Below are 12,259 nucleotides of genomic sequence, written 5' to 3'. Positions count from 1 at the left end.
TGGAAACGCGGCTAGACGCCGCTATACGTAATCTGCTACCAATAAAAGCTTTGTCCGTTCACGTTCTTCCCTTGGGATACCCGCATGCTCGAAGCAACCGTCAAAAAGATCCTCCAAGCCCGCGTTTATGAAGCCGCTTGTGAGACCCCGATTTCCCCTGCACCCTTTTTGTCGCGTCGTTTCAACAACCAGATTTTGATTAAGCGCGAAGATCTACAGCCGGTGTTTTCGTTCAAAATCCGTGGCGCTTATAACAAAATGGCGCAGCTCACCCAGGATCAAAAAGATAAAGGCGTGATTGCCGCTTCCGCCGGTAACCATGCTCAAGGGCTGGCCATGGCCGCGAAGCTGATGGGTGTCAAAGCCGTCATTGTGATGCCGCGTATTACCCCCGATATCAAAGTGCAGGCGGTGCGCGCCCGGGGCGCCAAGGTCATCCTCAAAGGGGATGCCTTCGCTGCTGCAGCCGAGCATGCTCAAGAGCTGATCAAAGAGCACGGTTACACCTATATTCCGCCGTTTGACGATATTGATGTGGTGGCCGGTCAAGGCACCATCGGCGTGGAAATTCTGCGCCAACACGCTGGGCGCTTAGACGCCATCTTCGTGCCGGTTGGCGGCGGTGGTTTGATCGCCGGTGTCGCAGCCTATGTGAAGTACCTCCGCCCGGATATCAAAGTAATCGGTGTCGAAGCCGAAGACAGCGCCTGCCTCAAAGCCGCCTTAGAGGCGGGTGAGCGTGTGGTGCTCGAGCAAGTGGGTGTATTTGCCGAAGGCGTCGCGGTGGCACAAATTGGCGAGGTGCCGTTTTCGTTGATCAAAGATCTGATTGACGGCGTTATCACCGTCAATACCGATGAAATGTGTGCAGCGGTGAAAGATATTTTTGAAGATACCCGTGCCGTGGCGGAAACCTCTGGCGCGCTCTCGCTGGCAGGGCTAAAAAAATACGTGCAGCAGACCGGTGCCGAAGGCGAGACGCTGCTGTGCATTAACTCAGGCGCCAATACCAATTTTGATCGCCTACAGCACATTGCCGAGCGCACGGAACTAGGCGAGCAGCGTGAAGCGATCCTGGCGGTGACCATTGCCGAGAAACCCGGTAGCTTTAAGAAGTTTTGCCGCACGCTAGGCAAGCGTATGGTGACCGAGTTTAGCTATCGCTACGCTGACAGCAGTGAAGCGCATATCTATGTAGGCGTGCAGGTTAAGCCCGGCGGTGAAGATCGACAGGCAGTGATCGACAAGCTGCGTGAGAGTGGCTATCAAGTAGAAGACTTGACTGACAATGAGCTGGCGAAACTGCATATTCGTCACCTAAGTGGTGGCCGCCCCAGCGAACGTTTCGAAGAAGAGGTATACCGTTTTGAGTTCCCCGAGCGCCCCGGTGCGCTGATGAACTTTTTGACGCAGTTGCCACACGACTGGAACATCTCGCTATTTCATTATCGCAACCATGGCGCTGCCTACGGCCGAGTGTTGGTGGGAATGCAAGTCCCAAACGGTGACCGTACTCATGTGGCAGAGTACTTAGATGCCATCGGCTACCGTTACTGGCGTGAAAGCGATAATCCGGCCTACCGATTATTTATGGCTTAGCGCTGCCCTGCGGTAAGCATAAGACGTGCGTAAATAGTTGTGTGTAAGTGGTTGCTTACCTTTAACGTCAGAGCTGCTAGTAACATAACGTAACTTAATCCTCAGAAATGAGGCTAAAAAAGGTCGCTAAACTAGTTGTCAACGATGGCCTAATAGCCCTATAGTCGTGAACGAAATTAAGCAAATCTGCCACCCTTTTGAAACCGTAAAGTGTGGTGGATTTAGCACATTCGGCAACGGTAAAGGTGTTGGAGAAGCGGCATGCGGCGGAAGAAGCCTGATATGGTAATGGCGTTGATGGTGGTATTTGCATTAGGAGTGCTGGCTACCGGCTATGCGCAGGCGTTGTCGGGAAGCTAATTCCCCGCAAGGTGACAGATAGCAGATGAGAGGGGCTGATCCTTTATGGGGTCAGCCCTTTTTTATGGCCAGTTTTTAAGGACAGCGATTGCCGGCGAACGTAGCCTTGGTCACTGACCACCACCTGTAAAGGCACATCCCATGGCTCCACAGGCAGAGAAGCCACCTGTTGGCAGGCATGGGCGACGCCAATCAAAGTAGGCGATGGGCCGGGGCGGTGCATGAACGCTAAGCTGCGGTCGTAAAATCCACCCCCCATGCCCATGCGGTTTGCATTAGCATCAAATCCGACTAGCGGCACAATCAGCGTATCTAGCGCCCAAGTGGGCAGCCGATTACGCCGCTGGGCACTGAATCTCACGTCAGGCTCCCAAATACCAAAACGGTTTTTTATCATTGGGGTGTCAGGACGGTAGGCAACAAACCACAGGCGGTTAGCGCTAAACGGACGTAAAACCGGGAGATAAATATTGACGTTACGCTGACGTAGCCAGGGAATAAGCGGGGTAGGATCGATTTCGCCGTTGACAGGCAGATAAAGACTTAAGCGCCGTGCGCGGCGTATTTCAGGCAGGGTTTTCAATCGTTGGCACAAGCGCTGTGCCGCAAGGCGTTGCTCATGCTCAGAAAGGGCTCGGCGTTGGTGACGTAAAGAGCGGCGGAGCGCGCGCTTATCGTCGTCCAGATAGAGGCTTTCCATGCAGATATTCTTTTATCCTCTATATTTTCGCATAGCCTAGACTTTGGGTGTTCTCCAGAGTGCCGCTGTCATTCTGGCCCTGAACCTACTGGTTCAGGTGGGTGGCCGCAGCCAGACCGTCAGGCTTTCCGACGCACGGACATGCACACGGGCCTGGCTAGCATTTGGCCCCCTGGGTATTACGCATAGGCTCGAGGGACTATAACGACTGGCGTACACCCCAGAGAACCCCGCCATCCTAACAGAGCGACGGCTAATGCCAAAGGTCTGGGTTAAACGTTCGCCGAGTCTTTAGATCGTTGACAGCGCTTTCAGGTAAAGCCTAAGACTGGCGCGTTTTGGATAATGCCCGCTCAAGGCGCTCATTTAAACGGTTCAGGCTCTCTTCACCGGCACGGTGCTCATCCATGGCTTCAAGAAGTTCGTGGGTGATATTGAGGGCCGCCATGATCGCCACACGCTCACTCCCCAGCACGCTGCTTTGGGCATTGATACCCTGCATGGCGCGGTCTAAGTAGCGCGCGGCGCGATCAAGTTTGGCTTCTTCGCCCGTGTCGCAGGCAATGATATAGCCGCGCCCTAATAGGGTTATTTCTTTGGTTGGCCGCTTGGCGTTGCTCATCAAAGACTCCAGCACGGGCCAGCAAGGGGCCCAATGCGTTAACATCACAGCATAGGAAGATAGGTGTCACTCACTATAAGAGAGGCACTTGTGCGCGGTCAACGCGCGGGCGAGTGCATCTCGTACCATTGCCGCCACCCTATCCCCCACACGCCCAATAAATACGAGGTTATTAAATACTATGTCATTGATTGATGAGCGTCAGGACTTCTCCGATGTCGCAGATGTCTTTCTTCTCCATGGCAGCATGCAGTCGCCGGCGTTTTTGGATGGCCGCTTATGTGCGCTGCTGGCGTTACGCGATGTGAATGCAGAGGCTTGGTTGGACGAAGTCTGCCAGAGCCTTGGTGTTGAGCAGCCCCGCGATCAGGCAAGTGCCGAGCGGCTATTAGGCTGGCGGCGGCAAACCGTAGAGGCGCTTAGCGCCAGCGACCTGGACTATACCCCACTGCTACCCGACGAGCTGTTCTCCCTGGGCGAGCAGGCGCAGGGTCTTAAAGAGTGGACGCTGGGCTTTATTGAGGTGGTCGATGAAGTGGCCGACAACGAGCTGCGCGAGCGTTGGTCTCAGGCGCTCCGTGAGGCGATTGATGACTTGCAGGCGCTGGGTCGGATAGATACCGATATCGACGACAGCCCCGAAAACGAAAACGATCTGTTTGCGCTTACCGAGCATGCCCGCATGGCCGCTATGCTGCTGTATACCGAGCAGCACCCCGGTATGCCGCAAGTCGAGCAAACTGACGCACCCGTTCACTAATCCCGTTGCCTAGATAGGAGCCGCTATGCTGTCCGACCCTGTGTTGCCTACGTTGTTACCTCGCCCCCCTGCGATCAGTATGGGCGAGTACCGCCACCGCCGTGACGCCTTAATGGCCCAGCTGCCGGATAACGCAGCGGTGGTGCTCCCCGGTGCCGGACTGATGACCCGTTCACGGGATAGTGAATTTGCCTTCCGTCAGAACAGCGATTTTTACTACCTGACGGGCATACACGAACCAGATGCACTGCTGTTGCTGCTACCAGGACGCGCTGAAGGTGAAAGCGTGGTGTTCTGTCAGGATCGCGACCCCACCATGGAAGCCTGGACAGGGCGCCGTTTGGGTGCCGAAGGCGTGGTCGCTGATTACGGCATCGATCAGGCGTTTGAAAACGCAGTACGTGATGAGCGGCTACCTGAACTGTTGGCAGGTCGTGAGCTACTTTATCTGCCGCTAGACAATGCTGAAGCTGTCAGCATGGCTGAAGATGCTTTACATGAAGCCCTGGTCGGGCTTAGACGCGGTCGGCCACCGCTAAAAGGTTGGCTGGATATCAACCCGTTGGTTCACGCCATGCGGCTAATCAAAAGCGATGCTGAAATTGCCCTGCTCAGACATGCGGCGCTGATATCTGCCCATGCTCACCGGCGCGCCATGCAGGTGGCGCGCCCAGGGCTGAGCGAATTTCAGCTCCAGGCCGAGTTAGAGCATGAGTTTGTCTGGCATGGGGCCAGTGGCCCTGCCTACAGTACGATTGTAGGTAGCGGTGCCAACGCCTGCGTACTGCACTATATTGAAAACAGCGCACCGCTGTGTGAAGACGGCTTGGTGCTTATCGATGCGGGGGCCGAGTTTGAGTTATATGCTGGTGATATCACCCGCACATTCCCGGTCTCCGGGCGGTTTAATGATGCCCAGCGGGCGCTCTACCAGGTCGTACTCGATGCCCAGCAGCGCGCTGTGAGTGCGGTTCAGCCGGGGGCCACCCTTGCTGATATACACCAGGGCGTGGTGCATGACCTAACTGCTGGGCTGATTGAGCTTGGTCTGCTGGAAGGTGATGTACAGGCGCGTATCGATGACGAGAGTTATCGACGCTTTTACCTGCACTCAACGTCACACTGGTTGGGGCTGGACGTACACGATGTCGGTACCTACCGGCTGAATGAGCAAACACCTCGGCCACTGGTCGCAGGCATGGTGCTCACCGTGGAGCCTGGCCTGTATATCCCTAGCGATGACGATATTCCTGACGCCTACCAGGGTATTGGTATTCGTATTGAAGACAATGTGGTCGTCACTAACGAAGGTCATGAAGTGCTGACCGCAGACGTGCCTAAACAGGTCGACGAAATTGAGGTATTGATGGCTAAAAAGTAACCAGCTCTCAATGTCTTCAGTGGCCTTTATGTAAATTACGTTACGAAATTATTATTACCTCTTTATGAAGTGGCGTCGTGGCCGGGAGAAGCCAATGCAGCAGTCTAATCAGGCGGTTAAGGGAATGCCGACGCATGACATTGTGATTGTGGGTGGGGGGCTGGTAGGTGCCAGCTTAGGCTGCGCCCTGGCGCCGCTGATTGAGCGCTATGGCTGGCGCGTGGCGATCATTGAGCCGGCGCCTATGGCTGTTCAGCCGCAGGAAACCACCTGGCAGCCGAGTTTTGATGCCCGGGCCAGCGCGATCGCGGAAGGTTCAGCCCAGCGCTTCCAGCAGTTGGGCGTGTGGGAAGCGATGCGCGGTGAGGCCACGCCTATCAAACGCATTCATATCAGCGAACGTGGCCGCTTAGGAGCGACACGGTTGAGCGCTGACGAGCTGGGCGTTGCAGCGTTGGGCCATGTAATCCCTAATGCGTGGATGGGCCGTGTGCTGCACCAACGGCTTGCTCAACTGCCGCTGGAATGGCACTGCCCTGCAAAGGTTGAGCAACTTACCCCCATAGCTAATGGGCATGAGCTGCAGCTCTCAGACGGCAGCCAGTTGACGGCAGGGCTAACGGTACTGGCCGATGGAGGGCGTTCTGGGCTTAAAGAGCAATTAGGTATAGGCAGCCGTCATGAGTCTTATCAGCAGACGGCGCTTATCGCTCACGTAGGGGTAAGTCAGCCTCACAGTGGGGTCGCTTACGAGCGCTTTACCTCCCAAGGGCCAATGGCCTTATTGCCCCTGCCCGGCCAGGCCATGGAGCTAATCTGGACGCACCACAGCGGCAGCGAAACAACGCGCATGGCGCTTCCCGAGCGAGAATTTCTGCTGCAACTTCAGCGTGCGTTTGGCGATCGGGTGGGTCGCTTTACCCGGGTCGGTACCCGGCACGCCTATCCGCTTTCACTGGTCACCGCTGAAGAGCCGGTGCGCCCAGGGCTGGCGGTATTAGGTAACGCTGCACACGCCTTGCACCCAGTTGCGGGGCAGGGGTTTAACTTAGCTCTGCGCGGGGTGATGGATCTGGTCGACGCGCTGGAGCAGGGTGAGCAGGCCAAGCGGCCACTGGGCGATATGAGTACGCTGCAAGCCTTTGAAAAGCAGCGCTCCCGAGACCGCGCCAACGTGATTCGCTTTAGCGACGGCCTGGTGCGGTTGTTTGGGCTCTCTTTCCCGCTGTTGCCCCATGCCCGCGCGGCAGGGTTAATCGGCCTAAACCTGGTTGGGCCGCTGCGGCGAGGGCTGGCCCGTCGCGCCATGGGCTTAGAACGCTAGATTTATAAATCCTTGGCCACTAGAAGGGAATGCTATGCATACGGACTCATCTATTGTGAAGCCGCCGGTGGAGAGCTTTGAGGCGATTATTGTTGGCGGTGGTATGGTCGGCACTGCGCTCTGTGCGCTGTTAGCTCAGGCGGGTATGCAGGTGGCGCTTATTGAGGCAAAGCCTGCGCCGTTAAGCCTTGAACATGCCACTAGCAAGCTGCCAGCCCCTCGAGTCAGTGCATTAACGCCAGTCTCTCAACGCTTGCTAACCCATTTGGGCGCTTGGCCCGCCATGCAGAAAACCCGAGTGACTCCCTACCAAGGCATGCAGGTATGGGATGCCGAAGGCAGTGGTGAAATTGCCTTTTCTGCCGACGAGGCGGGTGTCGCGGTGCTGGGCCATATTGTTGAGAACGAGGTCACGCTGGCCGCGCTCAATAGTCAGGTTGTTGACCATCCCAATGTCACCCCATTTTTCGGCACTCGCCTACAGGCGCTACAGCGCGCCAGCGGGCAAGCATCAAGTGGCGACTGGCTGATACTTGACGATGGGCGACAGCTACACGCGCCGTTAATAATCGCCGCCGATGGTGCCCACTCGGTACTGCGCGAAATGGCCGGTATTGAGGTGGCCAGCGATGATATGCAGCAGGAGGCCGTGGTGACCACCGTTAAGTGCGCTAAGCCCCATGGTGGAGCTGCGCGGCAAGCGTTTATTGACGGCCGGCCGCTGGCCTTTCTGCCTTTAACTGTGGAAGGTAATGATCATTACTGCTCGATCGTATGGTCGACCACCCCAGAGCACGCCGCTGAGCTTAGTGAGCTGCCTCGAGAAGCGCTTGGGGAGGCACTGGGTAGAGCGTTTGGTTACCGCCTGGGTGAGGTAACGGTCTGCGATAAGGCCCACCGCTTTCCGTTGGTACAGCGCCATGCCCGCCACTATGTGCAGCCGCATTTCGCGCTGGTGGGGGACGCTGCCCACAGCATTCATCCGCTGGCGGGCCAAGGCGTCAATTTAGGGTTAATGGATGCGGCGGTCTTGGCAGAAGAGGTGGTGCATGCCTGGCAGCGCGGCGCGCCTTGGGGAGAGTTAAGCACCTTGAGGCGCTATGAGCGCCGGCGGCGCTTTGATAACAGCGCCATGCTGGGGCTCATGAAGGGCTTTAAAGTGCTATTTGGCAGCCACGACCCGGCGTTGACGCTGGCGCGTAATTTGGGAATGAGTGGTATGAACCAGTTGGTGCCATTGAAGCGGGTATTGATGCGGCAGGCGACCGGGGAGCGCGGCCGCCTGCCTCTTAGCTGTCGTTAAATCAGGCGTCGTTAACGCCGCTGACGGTCGACTACGTTGAGTGCTTTAAGCAAATTAAGCGCCTCGCTGAGTTGGTAATCGTTGAGTAGCCGCTCGGCCATTTCCTGGCGATCACGTGGCGCTTGCTGAGCGCTTAGGTGGCCCTCGAGATCGGCTTCGCGAATCTCTCGGCGGCTTTCGGCGACTTCCAAACGACCGCGCACGACGTCCACATCGGGCTCAATGCCTTGAGCCTGAATGGAGCGTCCGTTGGGGGTGTAGTAAAGCGCTGTAGTGAGTTTCAGCCCTTCGCCATTGCCGAGTGGCATAATCTGCTGCACTGAGCCCTTACCAAAACTATCTGTGCCCATAATCACGCCGCGCCGTTGATCCTGCAGTGCACCGGCGACAATCTCCGCCGCTGACGCACTGCCGCCATTGATTAAGACGACCAGCGGGACATCGGCAGCGGGCGTGGTGGGTGAGGCGGAGAACGACATTTCTGTATCTGAGAGGCGCCCCTCGGTATACACGATCAAGCCCTCATCCAGGAACAGGTCGGCAATGCCCACGGCGGCCTGTAGCACCCCACCGGGGTTATTACGTAAATCGAGTATCAACCCTTCTAGAGGCTGTTCGCGAGCCATACGCTCAAGCGCTTCGCGAGCCTGTTCTGTTGTGCGCGATTGGAACTGGCTGACGCGCAGGTAGCCGTAACCGGGTTCGAGCAGTTCGTGTTTAACGCTCTCGCTGCGAATAATTTCGCGGGTCAGGGTGAACTCCCGCGGCGAATCTTCACCTGAACGCAGTATGCTGATACGCAGCTCGGTGTCCGGCTCGCCGCGCATTAGAGTCACCGCTTCTTGTAGCGACATGCTGTCGGTGGGGGTGCCGTCGATGGCGACGATAATATCGCGAGAGAGTAGCCCAGCGCGGGAAGCTGGAGTGTCATCGATAGGCGTAATCACCATAAGCTGACCATTCTCGGTGCCTACTTCGATGCCAATGCCGCCAAATTCACCTTGAGTCGACTCCCTTAGGCTTTGGTACTCCTCCTCATCCAAGTAGGCGGAGTGGGGATCCAGTTCACTCAGCATGCCGCGCATAGCGTTACGTAGCAGCGTGCTGTCGTCGACCTCCTCAACGTAGGCACGCTTAATACGCTCAAACACCTCGGCGAAGGTCTGAATATCTTCTAGGGGTAGTTGGTCGTAGGATGGCTCATCCACCGCACCACTACCGGCTGGTTGGGCGAGCAGCGGTAGCGGGGCCGACAATAAGGCAATCGGCAGCAGGGTAGCCAAGAAGCGCTTGGCGGGGGTTGATACCCCGATAACAGATAGCGTCATGCAGACTCCGCAGGGCGATAGGTGACGCAATAGCGCGTCACCCTGTAGTTGAAAATAGTTAGTTAAAAGTGAGTCATTAAAAATGTTTAGTTGAAAACGTGTCGCAGAACATTGAGACATCAATAGTCATGCAGCTTATCCCGTCAGCGACGCGCAATCCAACGCTGCGGATTAATTGGTTCACCGCCGCGGCGAACTTCGAAGTAGAGCGCCGCGCGGGTTTGACCACCACTATCACCAACGCGACCAATTTCATCGCCACGGCTGACCTGCTGACCAGGCCTGACGCTGAACTGCTGCAGGTGGGCATGCAGTGTCATAATCTGGTCACCGTGATCGATAATCAGCAAGTTACCAAATCCCCTCATCCAGTCGGCGAATACCACGCGGCCAGTGTGGACGGCGGTGACCGGGGTGCCTGCGCTGGCTTGAATCACAATACCGTTATAGTGCACGCCGTCGCGATGGTGGAAATTGCTGCTGATTGAGCCCTGTACCGGCCAAGGTAAGTCGCCTTGGGTACTGACAATATGCGTAGTGGGTGTGGGTTCGGCAAGTTTTGCCATCTCCGCCTGGATATTACGCAGCACGCGTTCGGCTTCTTCGCGGCTCTGATTGAGGTCGGCCAGCCGCTCCTCTTCACTGCCGTAGCGGTCATCCAGGTTGGAAACAACGCCTCGCCGTTCGGTGGTGCGTTGGGCTAACAGCGCGCTTTGCTCTTCTAACTCGTCGGCCAGAGTATCCAGGCGGGCCTGTCGCTCGCTGAGCTCCTTCTGGGTATCGGCGAGCGCCGTATCGAGGCGGGCGATAGCATTCAAGCGGCGATTGCGTGCTTCGGTCAGCCGATTCATATACGCCTGCATACGATCAAGCTCAGCAGGGTCGCCCTGGTTAAGCAGCAGTTTGAGCTGCGGCGTTGGGCCAAGGCGATAAAGCGCTGAGAGCTGCTGACCCAACGCTGCATACTGATCGGCACGCTTGCTCTCCAGTCGGTCACGATGCTGACGGAGCTGGGTAGTTTCATCATTCAACTGGCGGCGCTCGGCTTGTAGCGTGTCCAAGCGCTGGTGTGTCTCGGCAAGCTTGGTTTCGACTTCCTTGAGCTCGCGTTCGGCGCTATCCCGGGCCTCGCCAGTGGCGCTGAGGCGTTGGGCAACGGACTCGATCTCTTGGCCAATCGCATCCAACTGCTGGCGCGCCGCCCCTTCATCCTGCTGAGCAAAGCCTGCTGGCGAATAACTTAACGCCAGCAGGAGTGTCAGTACTAAATGCGGCCGCATGGTCACTACTTGTAATGAATCAGTGGCTTACCGGTCATCGCCTCGGGCTGCTCCTGATCCATCATGGTCAGCAGCGTGGGTGCCAGGTCGCATAGTTTGCCCTCTTTAAGCGTGGCCTCGCGTTCGCCAACGTAAATAAGCGGCACCACAAAAGTGGTGTGGGCGGTTTGCGGCGCACCCGTTTCGGGATGCACCATCTGTTCGGCATTACCGTGATCGGCGGTAATTAAGCAGGCGCCGCCTGCACGCTCAATAGCTTCAACCACGCGTCCCACGCAGGTATCGACGGTCTCAATGGCTTTTACCGCCGCATTGAAGTCGCCGGTGTGGCCGACCATATCGCCGTTAGCGTAGTTGCAAACGATCAGATCAAAGCTGCCACCATCGATGGCGTCGACAAGCTTATCGGTAATCTCAAAGGCGCTCATTTCAGGCTTTTCGTCGTAGGTGCGCACATCTCGCGGTGAGGGCACCAGGATGCGCTTCTCGCCTTCGTACTCGGCTTCATTGCCGCCTGAAAAGAAGAAAGTAACGTGGGGGTACTTCTCAGTTTCGGCAATACGCAGCTGTTTCAGGCCACGCTTAGCCACCACTTCCCCCAGGGTGTCATTAAGATCCGACGGCGGGAAGGCGGCAGGCGTAGGAATATCAGCGGCGTACTGGGTCATCATCACCAGCCCTTTACCCGCAAGCTTAGGGCATGCCCGTCGCTCGAAGCCGTTGAAATTCGGTTCGGCAAAGGCGCGGGTTAACTCGCGGGCGCGGTCAGAGCGGAAGTTAAGGAAAATCGCTGCATCGCCATCCTGTAGGGTAATGGCATTTTCCTTGCTACCATCTTTAAGCGGTATGCTGCTAGCCGCCACAAATTCATCGGTTTCACCGCGCTGGTAGGCGTCACGGAGCGCGGTTTCAGCGCTGGTGGCGTAGTACTCTGCTTGGCCATCGGTAAGCAGACGGTAGGCTTGCTCGACGCGCTCCCAGCGGTTGTCGCGATCCATGGCGTAGAAACGGCCAATAATCGAGGCGACAAAGCCATTATCAGCACCTACCAGCTCGGCCAGGCGAGCATTGGCGCGCTCTATTGAGGCTAACGCACTTTGCGGTGGCATGTCACGACCATCGAGAAAGGCATGAATAAAAATACGCTGGGCCCCACGGCGTGCCGCAAGTTCGGCCATGGCGATAAAGTGGTCTTCATGGCTGTGGACGCCACCGGGGGAGAGCAGGCCAATTAAGTGTACCGGCCGGCCATTGGCGACAGCCTCATCAATCGGCTGGGTGAGGTTGTGATTAACATCCAGGTCGCCGTCTTCGACCGCCTTGCTGATGCGGGTGAAGTCCTGATAAACGATACGTCCGGCACCAATATTCATATGCCCGACTTCAGAGTTACCCATCTGACCTTCGGGAAGCCCCACGTTAAGACCATCAGTGTGAACGAAGGCGTGAGGTCGGCTTTCCCACAATTTATCCATCGTCGGCTTGTGGGCAGCGGCCACTGCATTATGGTCGCTCTCGGGGTTGTGGCCGTAGCCGTCGAGAATAATCAGCGCCACGGGGCGCGGGGTGCGAGAAGTATCCATAAAAAAACCTCGTTAAGAT

Annotated in this window: 10 protein-coding genes and 1 other RNA gene; 5 read left to right on the top strand and 6 right to left on the bottom strand. The window is 56.9% G+C overall.

Annotated elements, in window-relative coordinates:
• Positions 1-84 precede the first annotated feature (84 nt).
• A complete protein-coding gene (gene ilvA / locus HALA3H3_RS07810) occupies positions 85-1,599 on the top strand; it encodes a threonine ammonia-lyase, biosynthetic (RefSeq protein ID WP_009286372.1) in 1,515 nt (504 codons plus the stop codon).
• Positions 1,600-2,002: 403 nt separating this feature from the next.
• Here ilvA and HALA3H3_RS07805 read toward each other — a convergent pair whose 3' ends face one another.
• The 3 genes from HALA3H3_RS07805 to HALA3H3_RS07800 all read right to left on the bottom strand — a co-directional run bounded on the left by HALA3H3_RS07805 (position 2,003) and on the right by HALA3H3_RS07800 (position 3,281).
• A complete protein-coding gene (locus tag HALA3H3_RS07805) occupies positions 2,003-2,659 on the bottom strand; it encodes a 5-formyltetrahydrofolate cyclo-ligase (RefSeq protein WP_009286373.1) in 657 nt (218 codons plus the stop codon).
• A gap of 47 nt (positions 2,660-2,706) precedes the next feature.
• Positions 2,707-2,889, bottom strand: a non-coding RNA gene (gene ssrS, locus HALA3H3_RS26045) — 6S RNA.
• Positions 2,890-2,981: 92 nt separating this feature from the next.
• Positions 2,982-3,281 (bottom strand): cell division protein ZapA, encoded by a 300-nt coding sequence (locus HALA3H3_RS07800; RefSeq protein ID WP_022521011.1) that lies wholly within the window; start codon positions 3,279-3,281, stop codon positions 2,982-2,984.
• Between the two features lie 181 nt (positions 3,282-3,462).
• Between HALA3H3_RS07800 and HALA3H3_RS07795 the strand changes: the two genes are divergently transcribed.
• From HALA3H3_RS07795 to HALA3H3_RS07780, 4 genes are all read left to right on the top strand, one after another.
• Positions 3,463-4,041 carry a UPF0149 family protein gene (locus HALA3H3_RS07795; protein WP_022521010.1) on the top strand — a complete coding sequence of 193 codons (579 nt, stop codon included), beginning with the start codon at positions 3,463-3,465 and terminating at the stop codon, positions 4,039-4,041.
• Positions 4,042-4,081: 40 nt separating this feature from the next.
• Complete coding sequence (pepP, locus tag HALA3H3_RS07790) at positions 4,082-5,422, top strand: Xaa-Pro aminopeptidase (protein ID WP_053857153.1); 1,341 nt, start codon at positions 4,082-4,084, stop codon at positions 5,420-5,422.
• A gap of 94 nt (positions 5,423-5,516) precedes the next feature.
• Entirely contained in the window at positions 5,517-6,746 is a 1,230-nt protein-coding gene (gene ubiH / locus HALA3H3_RS07785) for a 2-octaprenyl-6-methoxyphenyl hydroxylase (protein ID WP_022521008.1), read from the top strand.
• Between the two features lie 34 nt (positions 6,747-6,780).
• The gene (locus HALA3H3_RS07780; protein ID WP_022521007.1) at positions 6,781-8,049 is read left to right on the top strand and encodes a UbiH/UbiF/VisC/COQ6 family ubiquinone biosynthesis hydroxylase; all 1,269 of its coding nucleotides are present in this window, start codon (positions 6,781-6,783) and stop codon (positions 8,047-8,049) included.
• Positions 8,050-8,060: 11 nt separating this feature from the next.
• Here HALA3H3_RS07780 and HALA3H3_RS07775 read toward each other — a convergent pair whose 3' ends face one another.
• The 3 genes from HALA3H3_RS07775 to gpmI all read right to left on the bottom strand — a co-directional run bounded on the left by HALA3H3_RS07775 (position 8,061) and on the right by gpmI (position 12,240).
• The gene (locus HALA3H3_RS07775) at positions 8,061-9,377 is read right to left on the bottom strand and encodes a S41 family peptidase (protein ID WP_022521006.1); all 1,317 of its coding nucleotides are present in this window, start codon (positions 9,375-9,377) and stop codon (positions 8,061-8,063) included.
• Positions 9,378-9,520: 143 nt separating this feature from the next.
• The gene (locus HALA3H3_RS07770) at positions 9,521-10,657 is read right to left on the bottom strand and encodes a murein hydrolase activator EnvC family protein (protein WP_053856929.1); all 1,137 of its coding nucleotides are present in this window, start codon (positions 10,655-10,657) and stop codon (positions 9,521-9,523) included.
• Between the two features lie 5 nt (positions 10,658-10,662).
• The gene (gene gpmI / locus HALA3H3_RS07765) at positions 10,663-12,240 is read right to left on the bottom strand and encodes a 2,3-bisphosphoglycerate-independent phosphoglycerate mutase (protein ID WP_022521004.1); all 1,578 of its coding nucleotides are present in this window, start codon (positions 12,238-12,240) and stop codon (positions 10,663-10,665) included.
• Positions 12,241-12,259: the final 19 nt, after the last annotated feature.

The sequence above is a fragment of the Halomonas sp. A3H3 genome (assembly GCF_000982975.1).
GTDB lineage: Bacteria > Pseudomonadota > Gammaproteobacteria > Pseudomonadales > Halomonadaceae > Vreelandella > Vreelandella titanicae.
Note: the sequence above shows the minus strand (reverse complement) of the source record. Positions and strands in the feature narration are given on the sequence as shown.

Excerpts from the sequence above, each read along its gene's own strand:
- HALA3H3_RS07770 (WP_053856929.1), bottom strand. The coding sequence starts at position 10,657 with ATGCGGCCGCATTTAGTACTGACACTCCTGCTGGCGTTAAGTTATTCG.
- HALA3H3_RS07800 (WP_022521011.1), bottom strand. The coding sequence starts at position 3,281 with ATGAGCAACGCCAAGCGGCCAACCAAAGAAATAACCCTATTAGGGCGC.
- ilvA (WP_009286372.1), top strand. The coding sequence starts at position 85 with ATGCTCGAAGCAACCGTCAAAAAGATCCTCCAAGCCCGCGTTTATGAA.
- HALA3H3_RS07795 (WP_022521010.1), top strand. The coding sequence starts at position 3,463 with ATGTCATTGATTGATGAGCGTCAGGACTTCTCCGATGTCGCAGATGTC.
- HALA3H3_RS07805 (WP_009286373.1), bottom strand. The coding sequence starts at position 2,659 with ATGGAAAGCCTCTATCTGGACGACGATAAGCGCGCGCTCCGCCGCTCT.
- gpmI (WP_022521004.1), bottom strand. The coding sequence starts at position 12,240 with ATGGATACTTCTCGCACCCCGCGCCCCGTGGCGCTGATTATTCTCGAC.
- HALA3H3_RS07780 (WP_022521007.1), top strand. The coding sequence starts at position 6,781 with ATGCATACGGACTCATCTATTGTGAAGCCGCCGGTGGAGAGCTTTGAG.
- HALA3H3_RS07775 (WP_022521006.1), bottom strand. The coding sequence starts at position 9,377 with ATGACGCTATCTGTTATCGGGGTATCAACCCCCGCCAAGCGCTTCTTG.
- ubiH (WP_022521008.1), top strand. The coding sequence starts at position 5,517 with ATGCAGCAGTCTAATCAGGCGGTTAAGGGAATGCCGACGCATGACATT.